A 20,433-nucleotide genomic window follows, 5' to 3' on the forward strand; every position below is an offset into this window, starting at 1 on the left:
GGAACGGGCAGATCCGAAAAAATGCCTCGGATCAGTTTAGCCGACGTCGGCGATCGGCCGGTGCAGGGCCTCGGCGACCGCGGACTCCGGCACCCGATAGCTGCGCCCGAAACGCACAGCCGGCAGCTCGCCCGCGTGCACAAGGCGGTACACGGTCATCTTCGAGACCCGCATCAGCTCTGCGACCTCGGCGACCGTGAGAAACCGCACATCAGGCAACTCGGCCATCTTCTTCCCTCTCCCCAGCTCAGTCCGCTCCCCAGCGTTGCTGAGCACACTCTATGGTGTCAGAGCGGCCTGTGTAAACCCATGGGGCACGTGCGGCCCGTCGGGCGCCACCGATCCCGAGCACCCGTCCGGCGCCGCGCTCAGCGCTGCCGTGCCGCCCTGATGACCACCTGGAGCGCGGCGGCGTGCCGGTCGGGCTGCCGCTGCTGCGCGTACTCCAACGCGGCCTGCCCGGCACGGCGCAGCAGGTCGCGGTCCCGCACCGCCTGGACGAGGGATGCCGCCAGGCCCGCGGCATCCGGAGCCGGCGTGCCCACCGCGGCGGCACCGAACTCGTCGCGCAGCACCGGGTCGGTGACAAGCACCGGCCGTGCCCGCGTGAACGCCTCGAGCGCGATCATCGGCTGGTTGTCGAACCCCAGCGACGTGATCAGCACGGCATGCGACGCGGCCACCAGCCGCGCCACCTCGTCACCGGGCACCCGGCCGTGGAAGGTCACGTCGGGCAGCGGCCGGGCCTCGCCGCCGGCCACGTGCAGATGCACCCGTCCGGCGCCAAGGGTCTGGCCGACCAGGCGCACCGCGTCCAGCGCGACATCGAGGCGCTTCTCGGGAGCGAACCGTGCCGCCCACAGCAGGCTCAGCGGTTCATCGTCCGGCGGCGGGGGCGCCGGCGCCAGCGGCTCGGACACGTTCGAGAACGCACGTGCGTGCTCCACCCCGGCCTGCCGCAGCGCCTGCGCCTGGTGCGCCGACGGCGACAACACCGCATCGGCACGCAACGCCACCCGCAGCGTCATGCCGCGCAGCGCGTTGTTGATCGGGGTGCTGCCGCGGTAGCGTGCAGCGGCCGGGATGCCGGTCAACCCGCGATGGAACCACCCGACGGCGGGCGCGAGCGGCGACAGCATGCGCGGTGCGCGCCAGAAGAACGTGTGCACGGTGTGCAGCACCGGCACGCCCCGATCGGCCCCGGCCGCCAACGCCGCCGCGGCGAGCGCGAACTCGGAATGCACGATGAGCGCCTGCACCCCGTGCCGGTCGATGAGAGCGTCCAGCAGTGCGGTCAGACGGGTGACCGGTCCGAGGATCGGCAGGTCGAGCCCCGGCAGCGTGCCGCGCACGGCCGGCGCGACCGGCACGATGTGCGGCGTACCGCCCAGCACGTCGGCGTCGGGGGCGACCACGACGACCGTCCAGCCCTGTGCGGCCAGGCTCCGCGCCTGGCGCACGAACGCGGTCTGCGCCCCACCGAGGTAGCGCAGCGAATAGTCGCACAGCAGCATCACGGCGGGCTCGCCGCGTCGTCCCGGCCCGGTCATCGCGGATCAGCGGCCGGGGAGCTTCTTGAGCGCGCTCTCCAGAACATGCTTGGCGGATGCCGCAGCCCGGCCCACCACCTCGGCGGCGTGCGCGGCGGTGTCGGGCAGGTCGACCGGCGGCGTGGTGTGCTCGAGGAACGGCACGATCCATTCGTCGACCTCGTCCAGAGGCTCGGCCTGCAGCCGGTAGTAGCGGTGCTGCCCCTCTTCGCGCACCGCCACCAGGTCGGCCTCGCGCAGCACCTTGAGATGCTTCGACACGGTGGGCTGACTGACCCCCAGATCGGCGACGATCTGCGACACGCTCGTGCCCTCGTGCCCGCCGGCGGAGCGGTCCAGCAGCAGGCGCAGGATGTCGCGACGGGTGCCGTCAGCGATCACGTCGAAGATGTCCGCCATGCCCTTAGGTTAGCCGGGTGCCCGGCTGAGTACCATGACACAGGTGTCGACACATGCCCCCGAGCCGCCGAGAGCGCACCGGCTCTCGCGCACGTTGCGTGCGATCGGCGACCGGGCACGCGACCTGGGGCGCGAGGTCACCACGGCGTCGCCGGCCCGCTTCGCGGTGCTGGTGTTCCTGTGCCTGATCGCGTTGTTCACGACCCTGCTGGCGCTGCCGATCGCGAGCGCATCGGGCACGCACACCCCGTTCGCCGACGCCCTGTTCACCGCGGTGTCGACCATCTGCGTGACGGGCCTGACCACCCTCGACATGGGTACGCACTGGTCGCCGTTCGGGTTGACCGTGATCTTCATCGGCGTGAACGTGGGCGCGATGGGCGTGCTGACCTTCGCGTCGATCCTGGGCCTGGTGATCTCGAAACGCCTGGGCCTGCGCGCCAAACTCATCGCCGCCAGCGACACCAACCCGCTGCGCGCGCACGGCGGTCCGGTCAACGAGGGGCAGACGGTGCGACTGGGCGAGGTGGGCTCGCTGCTGGCGACCGTCGCGTTGTCGACGCTGATCATCGAGGCGGTCATCGCCGTGCTGATGTTCCCGTCGCTGCTGGTGGCGGGAGTGCCGCCGCTGCGGGCGCTGTGGGAGGCGCCGTACTACTCGGCGATGGCGTTCACGAACACCGGGTTCACCCCGAACCCGGGGGGTCTTGAGCCCTTCCTGCACGACTACTTCTTCCTCGGCGTGATGATGCTGGCGGTGTTCCTCGGCTCGATCGGGTTTCCGGTGATCTACACGCTGTGGCGGCAGCGGTGGCACGTGCGGGCATGGTCGCTGCACGCGAAGCTGACGATCATCACCACCGTGCTGCTGTTCTTCGTGGGCGGCGTGGTGTTCCTGGTGCTCGAGTTCGACAATCCGGCCACCTTCGGCGACCGCAACGCCTGGGACACCGTCTTCCAGTCCTTCTTCCTGTCGGGCATGACCCGTTCGGCGGGATTCTCGACCATCGACACCAGCCAGTTGCACGGTTCGTCGCTGATCGCCGGGTCGATGCTCATGTTCGTCGGCGGCGGGTCGGCATCCACGGCCGGCGGCATCAAGGTGACCACGCTGGCCGTGCTGGCGCTGGCGGTGTGGTCCGAGGCGAAGGGCCGTCCGTCCGTGCAGGCCTTCGGCCGCCGCATCCCCAGCGACGTGCAACGGGTCGCGCTGGCCGTCGTCGCGTGGGGGGCGACCATCGTGGCGGTCTCGACGATCACGGTCGCCCAGATCACCAAGGCGCCGGTGGGCGATGTGCTGTTCGACGTGATCTCGGCGTTCGCCACCGTGGGCCTCTCGTCGGGGGTGACGGACGCCGCCCCCGACCCGGCCAAGTACGTGCTCGTGGTCACGATGCTCATGGGCCGGATTGGTACAGTGACACTCGCCGCGGCGGTCGCCGCGACGAGCCGTTCGCAGCTGTACTCGCTGCCCGTCGAAAGGCCGATCGTTGGTTGAGCAGATCCGCGGCGACGCGCCGGTCCTGGTGATCGGGCTGGGTCGGTTCGGCGCCGCGTGCGCCGGCGAGCTGGACCGCCTCGAACGCGACGTGCTGGCCATCGACGCGAACCTCGAGCTCGTGCAGAAGTGGAGCGACCGGGTCACCCACGCCGTACAGGCCGACGCGCGCAACATCGATGCGCTGCGCCAGATCGGCGCCCAGGACTTTCAGGTGGCGGTGGTGGCCACCGGGTCGTCGATCGAGTCGTCGGTATTGATCACCGCGAACCTGGTCGACCTGAAGGTGCCGCAGATCTGGGCGAAGGCGGTGTCGCAGTCGCACGGCAAGATCCTCGCCCGGGTGGGTGCCAACCACGTCGTCTACCCCGAGCGTGAGGCCGGCGAACGGGTCGCGCACCTGGTCAGCGGTCGCATGCTCGACTTCATCCGGTTCGACGACGACTTCGTGCTCGCCAAGATGTACCCGCCGAAGTTCATCCGCGGCATCGGCCTGAACCAGTCCGGGGTGCGGACCAAGTTCAACGTCACCGTCGTGGGGGTCAAAAGCCCCGGCAAGCCGTTCCGTTATGCCGAGGCCGACACGGTCGTCACCAACCACGACCTGATCATCGTGTCGGGCACGAACTCCGACATCGAACGCTTCGCCTCGCTCGAGCGCTGACCCGCGGCGGGGCGGTCTCAGCCGGCGGCGAGTTCGCGGGCACGGGCAAGGGCCGCATCGGTCGCCCGCGCGAACAACTCGTCCAGGTGCGCGTCCTGCAACACGGCGACCGCCCGCTCGGTGGTGCCGGCAGGGCTCGTCACCCTGCGGCGCAGCTCGGCCGGGTCGTCGCCGGATGCCTTCAGCAGCGCGGTCGCCCCGATGAACGTGCCCTCGGCCATGGTGCGCGCCTGCGCGGCGGTGAAGCCCTTGCCGATCGCGGCCTTGGTGAGCTCTTCGATGAACAGGAACACGTAGGCCGGCCCCGACCCCGAGATCGTCGACAGCGCGTCGATCTGCTGCTCGGGCACCTCGATCACGGTGCCGCACGTGGCGAACAACTCGCGCACCACCGCCGTCTGCTCGGCCGTCACCGCGCTGCCGGCGGCCAGGCCGGTCACCGCCTCGCCGACCAGTGCCGGCGTGTTCGGCATCGCCCGCAGCACGGCCGCCCCGGCGGGCAGGATCCGCTCGAACGTCGCGATCGGCACGCCCGCGGCGATGCTCACCACGATCGCGTCCTCGCGCAGCACCGGCGCGATCTCGCGCACCAGGTCCGGCACCATGGCCGGTTTCACCCCGACGATGACGATGGATGCCGCAGCCGCGGCATCCCGGTTGCCCGACGGCTCCTCGTCCAGGGCGACGCTGCGCACGCCGCGCACCGCGCGCAGGCCGGCGGCCTTCGCCGCGGTGCGGTTGGTGACGGTCAGCCCCGTGGCCTGCCCGGAGCCGACCAGGCCGTGCAGGATGGCACCGCCCATGGAACCGGCGCCGAGGATCGCGATGGGAGGGAGCATGCGGCTCATCCTACGGCCGTCGGGCGCGGTTATAGTCGAATGGTCAGCGCTGAGGAGGCCGATCCATGACCGTGTTCGACGGCATCGCCGCACGCATCGTCTCCACGTCAAGGCTGCGGGTGAACATCCTGGAGCGCACCGCCGACGACCCGGCCACCCCGGCCGAGCGCACGGTCGTCTTCGTGCACGGAAACGTGTCGTCGTCGCTGTTCTGGCAGGAGATCATCGAAGACCTGCCCGGTGACATCCGGCCCATCGCCGTCGACCTGCGCGGCTTCGGCGGCACCGAGGCGCTGCCGGTGGACGCGACCCGCGGGGTGCGCGACTTCAGCGACGACCTGCACGCGACGCTGCAGGCGCTCGGCCTGGGTGCGGTGCACCTGGTGGGCTGGTCGATGGGCGGCGGCGTGGTCATGCAGTACGCGCTCGATCACCCGGTGCGCAGCCTCACCCTGCAGGCGCCGGTCTCGCCCTACGGATTCGGCGGCACCCGCCGGGACGGGTCCCGGCTCACCGACGACGACGCCGGCACCGGTGGCGGCGGCGCGAACCCCGACTTCGTCGCCCGGTTGGCGGCGAAGGATGCCTCGGATGAGGCACCCACGTCGCCGCGCAGCGTGTTCCGCTCGTCGTACGTGTCGGCCGACTACGTGACCGCCAACGAAGACGTCTGGGTGGAATCGATGCTCTCGACGGTCACCGGCGAGGACAACTACCCGGGCGATGGCACGCCCAGCCAGAACTGGCCGGGATTCGCGCCCGGTGCCCGCGGCGTGCTCAACACCATGGTGCCGCGGTACTTCGACGTGTCGGGCATCGTCGAGATCGACCCCAAGCCGCCGATCCTGTGGGTGCACGGCACCGCCGACGCGATCGTGTCGGACGCGTCGGCGTTCGACCTGAACCAGCTGGGCAAGGCCGGCGTCATCCCCGGCTGGCCAGGCGAGGATGTCGCCCCGCCGCAGCCCATGGTCAGCCAGACCCGCGACGTGCTCGACGCCTACCGCGCCGCCGGGGGCGCCGTCACCGAGCTCGAGATCGAGGGCGTGGGGCACGCCCCGCACCTGGAACGGCCGGGCGTGTTCCGTCGCGCGCTGCTGCAGACGATCGGCTACATCGGCTCGCCCACCGGCCCGCAGCCGCCGACCGAGGCGATCATCCTCAAGTCCGAGGACTGAGCCGGACCCATCCGTAGACTCGTTCGCATGAGTGCTACCGGCGGCGGCAAAGCCATCATCGCGGCGTTCCTGGCGAACATGGGCATCGCGGTGGCGAAGCTGCTCGCCTGGCTGTTCACCGGGTCGGCGTCGATGCTGGCCGAGGCGATCCACTCGGTCGCCGACAGCGGCAACCAGTTGCTGCTGCTGCTGGGCGGCCGCAAGGCCAAGAAGTCGGCCGACCGCGAGCATCCCTTCGGCTACGGCCGGGAACGCTACGTGTACGCGTTCGTCGTGGCGATCATCCTGTTCTCGGTCGGCGGGCTGTTCTCGATCTACGAGGGCGTCGACAAGCTCACCCACCCCCACGAGCTCGACAACGTGTGGGTGGCGGTGCTCGTGCTGGTGGTGGCGATCTGCCTGGAGTCGTTCTCGCTGCGCACCGCCGTCGGCGAGTCGCGCCCGCACAAGCAGTCCGGCGAGTCGTGGTTCGCGTTCATCCGGCATGCGAAGGCACCCGAGCTGCCGGTGGTGCTGCTCGAAGACATCGCGGCGCTGACCGGCCTGGTCTTCGCGTTGCTGGGCGTCGGGCTGTCATGGCTGACCCACAACCCCGTGTTCGACGCGATCGGCACGCTGATGATCGGCACGCTGCTGATCGTGGTGGCGATCACCCTCGGCATCGAGACCAAGAGCCTGCTGGTGGGCGAGGGTGCGAACGGCCGCGACCTCGACGCCATCGTGCGCGCGGTCGAGGACGGGCCCGAGGTCGAGAAGGTCATCCACCTGCGCACGCTGTACCTCGGCCCCGACGAGCTGCTGGTGGCTGCGAAGCTCGGCTTCGCGGCGGACAAGCCGCTGTCGGCGGTGGCCGGCGACATCGACGAGATCGAGAAGCGCATCCGCGCCGCCGTGCCCGCCGCGCGCGTGGTGTATCTCGAACCCGACGTGTACCGGCCCGGGCTCGATCCCGCCCCGCCGACCGACGCGTTCGTGCTGAAGTCCGAGGAATGATCCGGCTGACCGCCGGATGCATCACCGCCGCGCGTCGAAGAAGTCGCGCAGCAGTGCGGCTGCGGCATCCGCTCGCACCCCGCCGATCACCTCGGCACGCACCGGCAGCCGCCGGTCGCGCAACACGTCGTACATCGATCCGGCGGCGCCGGCCTTGTCGTCCCACGCGCCGAACACCACGCGTCCCAGGTGCGCCTGCAGCATCGCCCCGGCACACATCAGGCACGGCTCCAGCGTGACGACGAGGGTGTGGTCGTGCAGGTTCCAGGTGCCTGCGGATGCCGCGGCCTGCCGCAGTGCGACGACCTCGGCGTGCGCGGTGGGGTCGCCGGTGGCCTCGCGCGCATTGGATCCTTCGCCGACGATCCGGCCCGCGGCATCCACCACCACCGCACCCACCGGCACGTCACCGGCAGCACCGGCCCGGGCGGCCAGCGCGAGGGCGCGGTCCATCGCCTCGTCGAAGATCATCTCTGCAGGATACGGGCCCTACGCTGGTCTCATGCGCGTGCACATCGCCGACCACCCCCTGATCACCCACAAGCTGACGGTGCTGCGTGACGAGCGCACCCCGTCGCCGGTGTTCCGGCAGCTCACCGAAGAGCTCGTCACCCTGCTGGCCTACGAGGCCACCCGCAGCGTGCGGGTCGCACCGGTGCAGATCCGCACCCCGGTCACCACGACCACCGGGGTGCGCATCGACGAGCCGCGGCCGCTGGTGGTGCCGATCCTGCGTGCCGGGCTCGGGATGCTGGAGGGCATGGTCAAGCTGCTGCCCACCGCCGAGGTGGGGTTTCTCGGCATGGTGCGCGACGAACAGACGCTGCAGCCGACCACGTACGCCGAGCGGCTTCCCACCGACCTGAGCGACCGGCAGTGCTTCGTGCTCGACCCGATGCTGGCCACCGGCGGGTCACTGGGCGCCGCGATCGACTTCCTGTTCGCCCGGGGCGCGCAGGACATCACCGCGATCTGCCTGCTGGGCACCCCCGAGGGCATCGCCAAGATCGACGAGCAGGTCGGCGACCGCGACGTCACCCTGGTGCTGGGCGCCCGCGACGACGGCCTCAACGAGCATGGCTACATCGTGCCCGGCCTCGGGGACGCCGGCGACCGCCTGTACGGCACGGTGTGACCTGGCGGCCGCGGCCCGCGGCATCCTCGTCACAACCAGCGCTTGCGCTTGAAGATCGCGTACAGCGTGCCGGCGAAGCCGAGCATCAGCGCGAGCGCGAAGGGGTAGCCCCACGCCCAATGCAGTTCGGGCATGGCGTCGAAGTTCATGCCGTAGACGGTGCCGACCAGGGTGGGGGCGAAGATGATCGCCGCCCACGACGAGATCTTCTTGATCTCGTCGTTCTGGTGCAGCGCAGCCTCGGTCTGGCGGCGGGCGACCAGGGCGGAATGCACGGTGAGCGCCTTGTCGAGCAGCGACCGGAACTCCGCGACCCGCTCGTCGATGCGGATGACGTGGTCGAGCACGTCGCGCAGCGAGCGCTGCACCTCGACGTCGACCCGGTACTTGTCGTAGCCGCGCCGCAGCCACTCGAGCATGCCGGCCAGGGGCTTCACGGCCCGCTGGAAGTCGCCGACCTCGCGCGACAGGTCGTAGATGCGGCGGGCGAGCGCGTCGTCGTCGCCGTCTCCGAACAGCTGCTGCTCGATCTCGTCGATGTCGTTCTCGAGCCCGCGCACCACGGGCTGGTACTCGTCGACCACACGGTCGAGGATCGCGTACAGGATCGCCTCGGGGCCCAGGGCCAGCAGTGGGCTCTGCGACTCGAGCCGGCGGCGGACCCGTGCCAGGTCGGGTGACTCGGCGTGCCGGATCGTGATGACGAAGTCGGGGCCGACGAACAGGTGCAGTTCGCCGAACTCGACCTCTTCTCTCTCGTCGACGTAGCGCGCGGGGCGCAGCACCACGAACAGGGTGTCGCCGTAGCGTTCCACCTTCGAGCGCTGGTGCCCGCGGAAGGCGTCTTCGACGGCGAGAGGGTGAAGCGTGAATTCGCTGGCGAGGGATGCCAGTTCTGCCGCGGTCGGTCGGTACAGGCCGATCCAGGCCAGGCCGCCGTGGTCGGCGAGCAGGTCGTAGGTCTCCTCGAGGCTGGTGGGGGTGTCGACCCGCTCCCCCTCGACGTAGATTCCGTTGTCGATGAGCATGCGCGGCTCCTTGCGTCGGCGCGCGTTCGCGCGCAGAGGACGTGGGGCTGGGGCAAGCGCCGTGACAGCGCCCGGCCGCAGCCCGCCGACGCAGAAGTCAGCAGGTGTGCACGCGGAAGGCACCGTCGACGGCGCTGGGACTATGATCGGCCATCGCCGCCACCCCCTTCCGCTTCATGCCGCACAGGGCATGGGCCCCGCACATCGTGGCCCGAGGGGAGAGTCTACCCCCGACGCATCAGGACGGCGAGCGTCGGCCGGTCTCCTGCTCCCAGAACTCCAGCTGCTGGGTGAGCGCCTTGGCCAGCTCGAACACCTGCTCGGGAGGGATGCGGATGCGACTGACCACGCGCGCCGGCACGACCGCGACCCGCTCACCGGTTTCGGCGTTGGTGTCTTCGCGGGGCGGCTGCGCGAGCGTCACGAAGTCCATCACGAAGACCGTCGGCGTGTGCCACACGTTGGCGAAGTCGGCGTAGTTGCCGGCGATGATCTCGGGCGGCAAGTCGATCTCGAACTGCTGGGGCAGGTCCTCGCTCATGGGTCGAGTCTAGGGCGCATGTTCACAGACACCCCGTCGAGCGTGTCCCACAACATGCGACCTCGGCGCCCAGGAACCCGCACGTTCTGAGACACGCCCGAGTGAGGCGGCACCTGCAGGGGGTACTGCCCGGCGGAGGCGCCCCGGTGTCGTCCGGGACGGTGCTGCGTTTGAGGCGTGCCCGGGCGCGAGGCGTGCCCGGGCACGAGCCTGAGCCGGAGCCCGGGGCGGGGCCGCCCGCGCGCCTGTTCCACCCCGACCAGCCGCGCGCCTACTCCACCCCGACCAGCCGCGCGCCTACTCCACCCCGACCAGCCGCGCGAACGCGCTGAGCCGGGCGACGCCGTCGGGGGTGCGCGGCAGGTCATCGAGCAGGCCCGGGCTGTGCACCAGGTAGGCGGCCACCTTCGCGCGCGAGATCGCGACGTTGAGCCGGTTCTGCAGCAGCAGGAACTCCAGCCCGCGCGGGGCGTCGCGCCCCGACGAGGCCGCGAGCGACACGATCGAGACGGCGGCCTCCTGACCCTGGAACCGGTCGACCGTGCCGACCGGCACCCGGTCGAAGCCGCTCGCGGCGAGCGCCTGCTCGACCATGACCTGCTGCGCGTTGTAGGGCGTCACCACGATGATGTCGGACTGGTCGATCGGGCGCGGCGGCAGGGCGCGCTCATCGGCGACGTCGGTGAACGACCGGCCGAGCAGGTCGCGCACGAGGCGCACCACCTCGGCCGCTTCTTCGGGCGACTGGGTGGCGTTGCCGTGATGGCGCACCGGCACCGGGTGCACACCGGGGGCGACGCCATCGACCGACCGCAGCGCCGTGCAGGGGTGCGAGGCGAGCTCGCCCGCGTACGACAACCGTGACACCGCGGCGGCGACCTGCGGATGCATCCGCCAGGTGCGGTCGAGGAACACGCCGTACGCCGGCGGGATGACCGCGGCGCCGTCCATCACCCACCCCAGCGCCGACACGTCGACCGGCTCGGGGTGGGTGCCCTGGCTGACCTGCGGCAGCTGCTGCGGGTCGCCCAGCAACAGCAGGCGGTCGGATGCGGCGGCCACCGCGATCGTCGAGGCCAGCGAGAACTGCCCGGCCTCGTCGATGACCAGCAGGTCGAGCGACCGGCGCGGCACCCGGCCGGTGTGGCTGAAATCCCAGGCCGTGCCCCCGACCACGAAACCGGTGTCGGCGTGCTCTTCGGCGAAGCGCGCCAGCCCGTTCTTGGGGAACACGGTGAACGACACGTCACCGTCGGCACCCGCCTTGCGCGCCTTGCCGACCTGGGCGGCCGGCACACCGGCATCCACCACCCGGTCGAGCATGTGCTCGACGACGGCATGCGACTGCGCGACCACGCCGACCTTGTAACGATGCTCGCGCACCAGCGCGGCGATCACGTGCGAGCCGACATGCGTCTTGCCGGTGCCCGGCGGCCCCTGCACGGCCAGGTAGCTGCGGTCGAGGTCGCGCAGTGCCGCGGTGATCTGGGCGATGCGGTCGTCGCCGCGCGGGCGATCGGCCAGCGGCACCCCGCGCACCCGCGGGGGCCGACGGCGCAGGATGTCGGTGGCCGGATCGGCCGGGAATCCCCCGGCGGCGCCCGCCACGGCATCGGCCCACTCGTCGATCGCCGTCTGCTGGTTGCCCGCCCGCGGCGGTGCGGCCGGGGTGACCGCGACGGGCAGTTCGGCCCAGGTCTGCCCGTCGACCGCCGTCTCGGCCACCACGGCGCCGTCGTCGAGCACCTCGAGCACCTCGGCCTCGTGTGCGACGTGCACCCAGCGGGGCATGGTCGCGGCCGGGTACGGCGCCGGAGTCTCGTACAGCAGGAACGGACGCGAGCCCACGGTCAGGCGGGTGCCGGGGGCGAGCTCGCCGCGCAGCCGCAGCACCCGGCGCACCGCGCGCGGCCCGGGCGCCCACTCCTCGTTGGCGCCGCTGCGATCGGGGTCGATCACGACGACGTCGCGGGTGTCTTCCCACACCGAGACCGGCTCGCGCAGCCGCAGGAAGTGCAACGCCCAGAACGCCTTCGCCTCGCGCGGGTAGTAGTCGATCGCGGCCGCCCCCAGCCGCAGTGCCTCGACGTCGTCGGCCGGGGCGGCGGACGCCTCGGCGTCGGCGGCCAGCACGCGCAGGCGCTCCGCCCGCGGGGACGGGGCGTACGCGATCTCGACCGGCTCGACGTCGCGCGAAGGCACCAAGCCCGACTCCCGGGCCCGCTCGACCAGCCAGTCGCGCAGCCGCCGGGTCGAGACGCAGTCGTACCGGTTGTAGTCGGCGAGGTCGGCGAACACGGCCTGGGCCGCGGCATCCTGCCCCGCATCGCGCAGCGCCCGGGCCTGCACGTACTTGACGATGGAGTCGTCACCGCGCTGCACGTCGCTGGTGCGTACCTGGTCGCCCATGTACAGCGGCTCGAGCTTCTTGATCGAGTACGACCGCGAGCCCACCCGCAGCGCCCGCCGCACGATCGGATACAGGTCGACGAACACGCCGTCGCGCAGCAGCGTGTCGACGTCGGCCTCGCGCACGCCGTGCCGTGCCGCCATGGCGAGCAGGTGCGTGGGCTCGTACGGGGCGTAGTGGTAGATGTGCATGCCGGGATGCCGGCGGCGCAGCTCGGCCACGATGTCGAGGAACCGCTCGAGCGCGACCCGCTCGTCGGCGAAGGTGTGCGCCCACAGTGCGGAGTAGTCCTCGCGCATGTCGACCCAGCCGAACAGGTAGTCGATGCCCCAGTCGCGGGCGTCGCCCTCGGTGTACAGCGGGTCGCCCTCGAAGTCGAAGAAGATGTCGCCGTCGTCCGGGCGCGGCAGGGCGCCGAGCGCCTTGGGGAACACCACCTCGTAGCCGGGCACCGCCGGCGACCCCGCCCGGGCGCCGGGTCCGGACTCGGGCTCAGGATCGGGCACGCCGGCGGGGCTCGCCAACTGCACACGCGCCTGGGTGCGCAGCATGGTGAAGGTCTCATCGCTCATCCGCTGCGGCGGGGTGGATGCCGCGGCCAGCTCGTCGATGGTGGTGACCCCGGCCGCGCGCAGCCGCTCGCGCTGCACCGGGCGCATGCCGGCCACCAGCAACAGGTCGCGGTGCGCGATGACCTCGAGGTCGCAGGTCGGGCAACGCCCGCATGCGAGCACCCCGAGCTCGCCGCGGTCGTCACCCCACGCGATCGCGGGGTGGGCCGGATCGCCCGGCCGCCGGTCGGCGATCAGTGCGCGCAGCCGCTCGCGGCGCAGTCGGAACACCGGCATGAGGTCGTCGACGGCGTGCACGCTCGTGGTGCCGTCGCCGAGCAGCAGCTCGACGCGGTCTGCTCGCGGGATGCCGTTCGCGTCGAGCTGGTCGACATATGCCGCCAACTGCATGAGCGCGGTGACGCGCGCATGCCGGGCGAGTTTGGAGTCCTGCACGACCCAGCGTCCGTCGTCGCCGCGCACCAGGAAGTCGGCGAACCCGACGAACTCGCCGGTCGCGAAGGTGGCCTGGTACACGACCCGGGTGGTCTCGTCGCGCAGAGCGGCCAGCGTGGCGACGACGGCATCGGTCATTCCGGCGTCGTCGGACGACCGGGTCTCGGTGATCTCGACGACCGCGTCACCGAATGCCGCCCGGTAGGCATCGAGCACCCGCCGCTCGTGCTCGGTGCCCAGTCGCGCCGCGCGCTCGAGGGTGGCGTCGGCGGGCTCGGGCACCGGCGGCACCCGGCCGGCCTTCGCGTCGATGGCGCGCAGCCAGGCGAACTCGCATTCGGCGGCCGCCTTCAGATCGCTGGCACTCCACACGATCCGCCGTTCCTCGTCGATGTACCGCATCGGTCCCCTTTCGCCTCGACACTATCCGCCGCCTGCGACATCGCCCGGCCGGGTGCCAGACTGGGGGCATGAGCCTGCCCTTCGCCAGCGCGTACCGGCACGGGTTCGCGCGCGTCGCCGCCTGCACGGTGCCGGTCGCCCTCGCCGACCCGCAGACCAACGCCGAGGCCGTGCTCGCGGCCGCCCGCGAATGCCACGACGACGCGGTCGCGGTGGCCGTGTTCCCCGAGCTGTGTCTGACCGGCTACTCCATCGAAGACCTCGTCCTGGCCGATGCGGTGCTGGATGCGGTGCACGCCGCGCTCGATCGCATCGTCGCCGCCTCCGCCGACCTGCTGCCGATGCTCGTGGTGGGCGCCCCGCTGCGGCACGGCAGCAGACTTTACAACTGCGCCGTGGTGATCCACCGCGGCGAGGTGCTCGGTGTGACCCCGAAAGCGCACCTGCCCACCTACCGCGAGTTCTACGAGCGGCGCTGGTTCGCGCCGGGTCCGGATGCCGCCGAGCCGATCCGCGTCGCGGGGCGCACCGCCCCGTTCGGCACGCGCCTGCTGTTCGCCGTCGACGACGTGCCCGGCCTGGTGGTGCACGCCGAAGTGTGCGAAGACGTCTGGGTGCCGGTGCCGCCGTCGTCGCACGCGGCCCTGGCCGGCGCGAGCGTGCTGGTGAACCTGTCGGGCAGCCCCATCACCATCGCCCGCGCCGAAGACCGCGCGACGCTGTGCCGTTCACAGTCGCTGCGCTGCCTGGCCGCATATGCATATGCCGCCGCGGGAATGGGCGAGTCCACCAACGACGTGTCGTGGGACGGGCAGACCATGATCTTCGAGGCCGGCGACCTGCTGGCCGAGACCGAACGGTTCCCCGACGGGCCGCGCCGCAGCGTGGCCGACGTCGACCTCGACCGACTGCGGCAAGACCGACTGCGCCAGGGCACGTTCGACGACAACCGCTCGGCCGCCGACGCCGGGTTCACCGTCATCCACACCCGCCTCGACCCGCCGGCGATCGACATCGGCCTGCGGCGCCGGCTCGACCGGTTTCCGTTCGTGCCCGACGACGCGGCGCGACTGGCCCAGGACTGTTACGAGGCGTTCCACATCCAGGTGGAAGGGCTGATCCAGCGGATGGAGGCGATCGGTCGGCCCAAGCCGGTGCTGGGCGTGTCGGGCGGGCTGGATTCCACCCATGCGCTGCTGGTGATCGCCCGCGCGATGGACCGGATGGGCCGGCCGCGCAGCGACATCCTCACCTTCACGATGCCCGGCTTCGCCACCGGCGAGCACACGAAGTCGAACGCGATCGCGCTGGCCGAGGCAGTGGGGGCGACGATCCAGACCATCGACATCCGCCCGGCGGCGATGGAGTTGCTCACGAAGATGGGCCACCCGTTCGCGTCGGGCAAGCCGGTGCACGATGTCACCTTCGAGAACGTGCAGGCGGGGCTGCGCACCGACTACCTGTTCCGGCTGGCCAACCAGCGTGGCGGGTTCGTGGTGGGCACCTCCGACCTGTCCGAGATCGCGCTGGGCTGGTCGACCTACGGCGTCGGCGACCAGATGAGCCACTACGCGGTGAACGCGGGTGTGCCCAAGACGCTCATCCAGCACCTCATCCGGTGGGTGATCGCCACCGGCGCCGACGAGGGGTGGGTGGGTGCCACGGCCTCGGCCGTGCTGCAGTCGGTGCTCGACACCGAGATCAGCCCCGAGCTGGTGCCGGCGGGTCAGGACGGACGGATGCAGTCCACCGAGGACCGCATCGGCCCGTACGCGCTGCACGATTTCGCCCTGTTCCACACGCTGCGCTACGGGGCCCGCCCGTCGAAGATCGCGTTCCTCGCGCAGCGGGCCTGGGAGGATCCGGATGCCGGGGCCTGGCCGCCCGGCTTTCCGCCCGAGGACCGGTACGGTTACGACCTGCCCACGATCGTGAAATGGCTGCAGGTGTTCCTGCAGCGGTTCTTCGCGTTCGCGCAGTTCAAGCGCACCGCGATCCCGAACGGGCCGAAGGTGTCGCCGGCCGGGTCGCTGTCGCCGCGCGGCGACTGGCGCGCGCCCTCGGACGGCAACGCCCGGGTATGGCTGGCGGAACTGAAGGCGGCCCTCCCCGACCTGGTGGACTGAGCGGACGGGGCGGCGGGCCTTTCGACTCGCGCGCTGCGCGCGCCGGCGGAACGACCGGCGGCATCACCGAGCGGGCGCGCTCACTCGGTGGCGGGCTGGCCGTACGCGAGCGTGATGATGAAACCGTTGCGCGACAGGTCGACGAGCTTGTAGGCGTCGTGCCGGTCGGGGGTCCAGGCCTTCGCGAACGGCGGATCCAGTCGCACCTGCTCGGGCCGGACGCTCACGCCGCGCGGGTCGGCCTGGCGCACCGCCTGCACCCGCGACCAGTGCAGCAGCAGCTGATCGGTGGTCGCCTCTTCCCACAGGCTCTCGCCCCACAGGTGCGAGTGCGCACGGATCTCGTGCAGCATCCCCTCGTCGGGCTGGTGGTCGCGGATGTCGAGTCCGACCAGCAGGTGCGGTTCGGACACGGCCACCACCGACGCGGCGCGGAAGTCGGCGGTGCGCACCGCGACCGGCACCTCGCGGCCGTCGACGGTCGGCACCGGCCGGGTGTGGTGGCCGAACTCCTTCGGCGCCTCACGGTCGACGTTCACGAACGCGGCGTCGATCTGCAGCCGGTCGGCGAGGATCTCTTTGGCCAGCCGACGGATGCGTTCGGCGGGCGTCGTGCCCGGAGCCCAGCCCAGCAGCGCGGTGATGCCCTCCGGGGCGTCGAGCTTGGTGATCTCCATCGCGGCCTCCCCCTCATTCACGTGTGCCTCCATCATGTCATCCCGCCATGCGATCGACGGTGCGAGACTGGACCCATGGCACGTCGGGCGACGATCGTCGGCAGCGGGCCGAACGGGCTGGCCGCGGCCGTGGCTCTCGCGCGCGCCGGATACGCGGTGCGCGTGGTGGAGGCATCCGACACCCCCGGCGGGGGCGTGCGCACGGCCGAGCTGACCCTGCCCGGCTACCGGCACGACGTCTGCTCGGCGGTGCACCCGGCGGCGCTCAGCTCGCCGTTCTTCCGCGCGTTCGGGCTCGACCGCATCGACTGGATCGTCCCCGACGCCTCGTTCGCGCATCCGCTCGACGGCGGCCGGGCCGCGATCGCCTGGCGCGACCTCGACCGCACCGTCGCAGGGCTCGGCGCGGACGGACCGGCCTGGCGGCGCATCGTCCGGCCGCTGAACCGGCACCTGGCCCAGGTGGTCGAGTTCACCGGCGACCAGCTGCTGCGCGTGCCGCGGCATCCGATCACCGCCGCCCGGTTCGGCCTGCGCATGCTGCAGCTGGGCACCCGTGCCGGGCGCGGGATGCTGCCGGCCCTGCGCACCGACGAGGGTGCGGCACTGCTGACCGGGGTCGTCGCACACGCGAACACGGCCCTGCCGTCGGCGGCGGCCACCGCGTCGGCGTTGTACCTCGTGGCCCATGCCCACTCCACCGGCTGGGCGTTCCCGCGCGGCGGTGCGGACGCGATCGCCCACGCGTTGATCGCCGACCTGGCCGCGCACGGCGGCACGATCGAGCTCGGGCACCGGATCGACGACCTGTCGGCGCTGGATTGGGGGGATGCCGCAGCCGGCGACCTGCTGCTGCTGGACGCCGCGCCCCGGCTCGTGCTGACCCTGCCCGACGTGCCCGCAGGCTTCGCCCGCGCGATCCGTCGCTACCGGTACGGGCCGGCGGCCGCCAAGGTCGACTTCGCCCTGGACGGCCCGGTGCCGTGGACGCACCCCGACGTGACCGCGGCGCCCACCGTGCACATCGGCGGCAGCCGCGCCGAGATCGAGGCGGGTGAGAACGCCGTCGCCGCCGGGCGCGTGCCCGACCGGCCGTACGTGCTGACCGTGCAGCCGGGCGTGCTCGACGACACCCGGGCACCGGCGGGCGGGCAGACGCTGTGGGCGTACATGCACGTCCCGTCCGGGTCCACGTTCGACGCCACCGAGGCGATCACCCGGCAGATCGAGCGGTTCGCGCCCGGGTTCCGCGACCGCATCGTCGATTCACGGGCGATGACCGCGGCATCCCGCCACGCGTACAACCCCGCCGACATCGGCGGCGACATCCTCGGCGGGTCGTTCACGATGGCGCAGGCGTTTCGCCGTCCGGTGCTCTCGCGCACCCCGTGGCGCACCCCGATGCGCGGCGTCTACCTGGCGTCGGCGTCGACACCGCCCGGCCCGGGCGTGCACGGCATGGCCGGCTGGCGTGCCGCACGGCTGGCGCTGCGCGACGCGGGCACCCCCGCCGGGCTCGCGGACCTGTTCGGGTGATCGCATGCAGGGTTTCGCCGCCGTCGACTTCGGGTTCGCCCGCGAGGTGCTGCAGCGCGGCATCGCCGCCCTGTTCGTGGTCGCGTTCACCTCGACGCTGAACCAGTTCCCCGCACTGCTGGGCGAACACGGCCTGCTGCCGGCGCCGCGGCTGCTGGATTGGGCGCGGGCACGCACGCAGGCCGGGGCGCGGTGGATGCTGCGGCCCACGCTGTTCCGTTGGGTGCGCTACACCGACCGGCGGCTGCGGGCCCTGTGCGTCGGCGGGATCGTCGTGGCCGTGCTGCTGGTGGCCGGCGTGCCGCAACTGGGGCCGCCGTGGGTGCCGGCGCTGTGCTTTCTCGCACTGTGGCTGGGTTACATGTCGATCACCTCGATCGGGCAGACCTTCTACGGGTTCGGGTGGGAGATGCTGCTGCTCGAGGCGGGGTTCCTCGCCGCGTTCCTCGGCTCATCCGACCAGCCGCCGGCGACCGCGGTGATCGTGCTGTTCTGGTGGCTGCTGTTCCGGCTGGAGTTCGGGGCCGGGATGATCAAGATCCGCGGCGGACGGGAATGGCGTGACCTGACCGCCCTGATGTACCACCACGAGACCCAGCCGATGCCGGGACCGCTCAGCCGCCAGGCGCATCTGCTGCCGGCGTGGTTCCACCGGCTCGAGGTGCTCGGCAATCATGTCGCACAGCTGGTCGTGCCGTTCTTCGTGTTCGCACCGATCCTCGGGCTGTGGGTGCCGGGGCCGGTGCCGGCGATCGTCGGCGCGGTCGCGGCATCCGTCGTCATCGCCACCCAGCTGTGGCTGGTGCTGACCGGCAACTTCGCCTGGCTGAACTGGGCGACGATCGTGATCGCGTTCTCGGGGTACGGCATCCCGACCGGGCGGGGGTCGGGCACGCTGCCGGTCTGGTGGATCGTGGTGACCTCGGCGGTGACGGTGCTGTTCGTCGTGCTCAGCTGGTGGCCGCTGCGCAACCTGTTCGCCCGGCGACAGCTGATGAACGCGAGCTTCAACACGTGGCAGCTGGCCAATGCGTACGGTGCGTTCGGCACCGTCACGAAAAAGCGCATCGAGTACGTCATCGAGGGCACCGAAGACGAGAACCCGGATGCCGCGACCTGGACCGAGTACGTGTTCAAAGGCAAGCCGGGTCCGGTGCGCCGCATCCCCCGTCAGTACGCCCCGTACCACCTGCGGTTGGACTGGCTGATGTGGTTTCTGCCGCTCGGGCGGTCACTGGACGACTGGTTCCGGATGCTGCTGGTGCGACTGCTGGAGGCGGATGCCGCGACGCTGCGGCTGCTGGACGACGACCCGTTCGACGGGCGCCGGCCCCGCTACGTGCGAGTGATCTCGTACCGCTACCGGTTCGCCACGCGTGCACAGTTGCGCCGCAGCGGGCGGCGGTGGGAACGGGACCGGCGGCACGTGCTGGTGGCGCCGGTGTCGCTGGGCGCGCTCATATGATCTATCCAGCTTTCACCAAGGGTTGTTAGGCTCGGTCGAGACCGCCACCGTCCTGGGAGGACCCTGTGACCACTCCGCACGACCCGTCGAACGATCCGCAGCAGGTGCCCCCGGCACCGCCGACCGCGCCGTACGGCACCGCTGGATACGGCCAGCCCGCCGAGCAGACCGCGCCGTACGGGCAGCCCGCGCCGGCCGCCGCGCCCTACGCGCAGCCCGCCGAGCAGACCGCGCCGTACGGGCAGCCGCCGCAGGGCGGGGGTCCGTACACGCAGGGGCCGTCCGCGCCGCAGCCGGGCCAGCCCGACCGCCGGCCGAAGGTGCTGGCGATCGTCTCGCTGGTGCTCGCCGTCGTCGGCGTCATCGCGGCGCTGGTCGCGCTGGTGCCGTTCATCGGTCTGCCGTTCGCCATCGTGGGGATCGTACTGCTGGTGGTCGCCTTCGTGCTGTCGATCGTGGTGCTGGCCAGCAAGAAGCAGGGCGGCAAGGGCTTCGGCATCGCGGCCCTGATCGTCTCGGTGATCGGCGGCGCCCTGGCGGCCGTGTCGATCGTCGCCTCGATCTTCTGGGTCGCCGTCGCGGCCACGAGCTCCATCCCCGACTCCGACTCGGCCCCGTCGATCTCGAGCACCGAGGGCGCCACGCCGTCGGACGAGGCCACCGACGAGGGCGCCGACGACGGCGCCACCGGCAGCTACGACGAGGCCGCCTACCTCGACGACGTGCGGCCGAAGATCCGCGCGGTCTTCGCCGAGGTCGCCCCGAACATGACCGACGAGCAGATCGACGCCGTCTACTCGGACGACGTGCTGGTCGCCCTCGGCAAGAGCATGCTCACCCTGTCGCAGATCTCGGGCGACGACGCGATCGATCAGCAGGCCCAGTCCGCCGCCGATGCCAGCGGCGGCACCCTCAGCACCGAGCAGGCCAAGCAGTTGATGCGCGGCATCCTGGACTCCGCGAAGAAGTACCTCGCCGAGTGAGG

At 71.6% G+C, this 20,433-nt stretch carries 18 protein-coding genes; 9 read left to right on the plus strand and 9 right to left on the minus strand.

Features of this window, described 5'->3' with window-relative positions; all coding sequences use genetic code 11:
• Positions 1-36 precede the first annotated feature (36 nt).
• From H577_RS0103210 to H577_RS0103220, 3 genes are all read right to left on the minus strand, one after another.
• Positions 37-228 (minus strand): helix-turn-helix domain-containing protein, encoded by a 192-nt coding sequence (locus tag H577_RS0103210; protein ID WP_029144729.1) that lies wholly within the window; start codon positions 226-228, stop codon positions 37-39.
• A gap of 140 nt (positions 229-368) precedes the next feature.
• Positions 369-1,550 carry a glycosyltransferase family 4 protein gene (locus H577_RS14915; RefSeq protein ID WP_084515765.1) on the minus strand — a complete coding sequence of 394 codons (1,182 nt, stop codon included), beginning with the start codon at positions 1,548-1,550 and terminating at the stop codon, positions 369-371.
• 6 nt (positions 1,551-1,556) lie between these two features.
• Entirely contained in the window at positions 1,557-1,949 is a 393-nt protein-coding gene (locus tag H577_RS0103220; protein WP_029144730.1) for an ArsR/SmtB family transcription factor, read from the minus strand.
• 94 nt (positions 1,950-2,043) lie between these two features.
• Between H577_RS0103220 and H577_RS0103225 the strand changes: the two genes are divergently transcribed.
• Together H577_RS0103225 and H577_RS0103230 are read left to right on the plus strand one after the other, a co-directional pair.
• Complete coding sequence (locus H577_RS0103225; RefSeq protein ID WP_051191768.1) at positions 2,044-3,447, plus strand: TrkH family potassium uptake protein; 1,404 nt, start codon at positions 2,044-2,046, stop codon at positions 3,445-3,447.
• Positions 3,440-4,111, plus strand: coding sequence for a potassium channel family protein (locus tag H577_RS0103230; RefSeq protein WP_029144732.1), 672 nt, complete (start codon positions 3,440-3,442; stop codon positions 4,109-4,111). Before H577_RS0103225 ends, H577_RS0103230 begins: the two co-directional genes overlap by 8 nt.
• Positions 4,112-4,128: 17 nt before the next feature.
• On the opposite strand, the gene proC is transcribed toward H577_RS0103230, so the two are convergent.
• Positions 4,129-4,959, minus strand: coding sequence for a pyrroline-5-carboxylate reductase (proC, locus tag H577_RS0103235; protein ID WP_029144733.1), 831 nt, complete (start codon positions 4,957-4,959; stop codon positions 4,129-4,131).
• Positions 4,960-5,015: 56 nt separating this feature from the next.
• Between proC and H577_RS0103240 the strand changes: the two genes are divergently transcribed.
• Both H577_RS0103240 and H577_RS0103245 read left to right on the plus strand, forming a co-directional pair.
• Positions 5,016-6,128: an alpha/beta fold hydrolase gene (locus H577_RS0103240; protein ID WP_029144734.1), complete on the plus strand. Its 1,113-nt coding sequence runs from the start codon at positions 5,016-5,018 to the stop codon at positions 6,126-6,128.
• A 27-nt stretch (positions 6,129-6,155) separates the two neighbouring features.
• Positions 6,156-7,121 (plus strand): cation diffusion facilitator family transporter, encoded by a 966-nt coding sequence (locus H577_RS0103245; RefSeq protein WP_029144735.1) that lies wholly within the window; start codon positions 6,156-6,158, stop codon positions 7,119-7,121.
• Between the two features lie 21 nt (positions 7,122-7,142).
• Here H577_RS0103245 and tadA read toward each other — a convergent pair whose 3' ends face one another.
• Positions 7,143-7,592, minus strand: coding sequence for a tRNA adenosine(34) deaminase TadA (tadA, locus tag H577_RS0103250; RefSeq protein WP_029144736.1), 450 nt, complete (start codon positions 7,590-7,592; stop codon positions 7,143-7,145).
• 31 nt (positions 7,593-7,623) lie between these two features.
• Here tadA and upp point away from each other — a divergent pair, with 31 nt between their 5' ends.
• A complete protein-coding gene (upp, locus tag H577_RS0103255; RefSeq protein WP_029144737.1) occupies positions 7,624-8,256 on the plus strand; it encodes a uracil phosphoribosyltransferase in 633 nt (210 codons plus the stop codon).
• A gap of 29 nt (positions 8,257-8,285) precedes the next feature.
• Here upp and corA read toward each other — a convergent pair whose 3' ends face one another.
• The 3 genes from corA to H577_RS0103270 all read right to left on the minus strand — a co-directional run bounded on the left by corA (position 8,286) and on the right by H577_RS0103270 (position 13,644).
• On the minus strand, positions 8,286-9,284 hold the full coding sequence (gene corA, locus H577_RS0103260) for a magnesium/cobalt transporter CorA (protein WP_029144738.1): 999 nt from the start codon (positions 9,282-9,284) through the stop codon (positions 8,286-8,288).
• A 238-nt stretch (positions 9,285-9,522) separates the two neighbouring features.
• A complete protein-coding gene (locus H577_RS0103265; protein WP_029144739.1) occupies positions 9,523-9,825 on the minus strand; it encodes a DUF3467 domain-containing protein in 303 nt (100 codons plus the stop codon).
• Between the two features lie 297 nt (positions 9,826-10,122).
• Entirely contained in the window at positions 10,123-13,644 is a 3,522-nt protein-coding gene (locus H577_RS0103270; protein WP_029144740.1) for a TM0106 family RecB-like putative nuclease, read from the minus strand.
• A gap of 68 nt (positions 13,645-13,712) precedes the next feature.
• Here H577_RS0103270 and H577_RS0103275 point away from each other — a divergent pair, with 68 nt between their 5' ends.
• The gene (locus H577_RS0103275) at positions 13,713-15,770 is read left to right on the plus strand and encodes an NAD(+) synthase (protein ID WP_029144741.1); all 2,058 of its coding nucleotides are present in this window, start codon (positions 13,713-13,715) and stop codon (positions 15,768-15,770) included.
• Between the two features lie 80 nt (positions 15,771-15,850).
• On the opposite strand, the gene H577_RS0103280 is transcribed toward H577_RS0103275, so the two are convergent.
• On the minus strand, positions 15,851-16,468 hold the full coding sequence (locus H577_RS0103280; protein ID WP_156876540.1) for a hypothetical protein: 618 nt from the start codon (positions 16,466-16,468) through the stop codon (positions 15,851-15,853).
• A 54-nt stretch (positions 16,469-16,522) separates the two neighbouring features.
• Here H577_RS0103280 and H577_RS0103285 point away from each other — a divergent pair, with 54 nt between their 5' ends.
• The 3 genes from H577_RS0103285 to H577_RS16855 all read left to right on the plus strand — a co-directional run bounded on the left by H577_RS0103285 (position 16,523) and on the right by H577_RS16855 (position 20,431).
• Positions 16,523-17,983, plus strand: coding sequence for a phytoene desaturase family protein (locus H577_RS0103285; RefSeq protein WP_029144743.1), 1,461 nt, complete (start codon positions 16,523-16,525; stop codon positions 17,981-17,983).
• Positions 17,984-17,987: 4 nt separating this feature from the next.
• Positions 17,988-19,448, plus strand: coding sequence for a lipase maturation factor family protein (locus tag H577_RS0103290; RefSeq protein WP_029144744.1), 1,461 nt, complete (start codon positions 17,988-17,990; stop codon positions 19,446-19,448).
• Positions 19,449-19,513: 65 nt separating this feature from the next.
• Positions 19,514-20,431 (plus strand): DUF4190 domain-containing protein, encoded by a 918-nt coding sequence (locus H577_RS16855; RefSeq protein ID WP_029144745.1) that lies wholly within the window; start codon positions 19,514-19,516, stop codon positions 20,429-20,431.
• Positions 20,432-20,433: the final 2 nt, after the last annotated feature.

Source organism: Microbacterium luticocti DSM 19459, assembly GCF_000422405.1.
In the GTDB taxonomy this organism is placed as follows: domain Bacteria; phylum Actinomycetota; class Actinomycetes; order Actinomycetales; family Microbacteriaceae; genus Microbacterium; species Microbacterium luticocti.

Excerpts from the sequence above, each read along its gene's own strand:
- H577_RS0103220 (WP_029144730.1), bottom strand. The coding sequence starts at position 1,949 with ATGGCGGACATCTTCGACGTGATCGCTGACGGCACCCGTCGCGACATC.
- tadA (WP_029144736.1), bottom strand. The coding sequence starts at position 7,592 with ATGATCTTCGACGAGGCGATGGACCGCGCCCTCGCGCTGGCCGCCCGG.
- proC (WP_029144733.1), bottom strand. The coding sequence starts at position 4,959 with ATGAGCCGCATGCTCCCTCCCATCGCGATCCTCGGCGCCGGTTCCATG.
- H577_RS0103245 (WP_029144735.1), top strand. The coding sequence starts at position 6,156 with ATGAGTGCTACCGGCGGCGGCAAAGCCATCATCGCGGCGTTCCTGGCG.
- corA (WP_029144738.1), bottom strand. The coding sequence starts at position 9,284 with ATGCTCATCGACAACGGAATCTACGTCGAGGGGGAGCGGGTCGACACC.
- H577_RS14915 (WP_084515765.1), bottom strand. The coding sequence starts at position 1,550 with ATGACCGGGCCGGGACGACGCGGCGAGCCCGCCGTGATGCTGCTGTGC.
- H577_RS0103285 (WP_029144743.1), top strand. The coding sequence starts at position 16,523 with ATGGCACGTCGGGCGACGATCGTCGGCAGCGGGCCGAACGGGCTGGCC.
- H577_RS0103275 (WP_029144741.1), top strand. The coding sequence starts at position 13,713 with ATGAGCCTGCCCTTCGCCAGCGCGTACCGGCACGGGTTCGCGCGCGTC.
- upp (WP_029144737.1), top strand. The coding sequence starts at position 7,624 with ATGCGCGTGCACATCGCCGACCACCCCCTGATCACCCACAAGCTGACG.
- H577_RS0103210 (WP_029144729.1), bottom strand. The coding sequence starts at position 228 with ATGGCCGAGTTGCCTGATGTGCGGTTTCTCACGGTCGCCGAGGTCGCA.
- H577_RS0103265 (WP_029144739.1), bottom strand. The coding sequence starts at position 9,825 with ATGAGCGAGGACCTGCCCCAGCAGTTCGAGATCGACTTGCCGCCCGAG.
- H577_RS0103270 (WP_029144740.1), bottom strand. The coding sequence starts at position 13,644 with ATGCGGTACATCGACGAGGAACGGCGGATCGTGTGGAGTGCCAGCGAT.
- H577_RS0103240 (WP_029144734.1), top strand. The coding sequence starts at position 5,016 with ATGACCGTGTTCGACGGCATCGCCGCACGCATCGTCTCCACGTCAAGG.
- H577_RS0103290 (WP_029144744.1), top strand. The coding sequence starts at position 17,988 with ATGCAGGGTTTCGCCGCCGTCGACTTCGGGTTCGCCCGCGAGGTGCTG.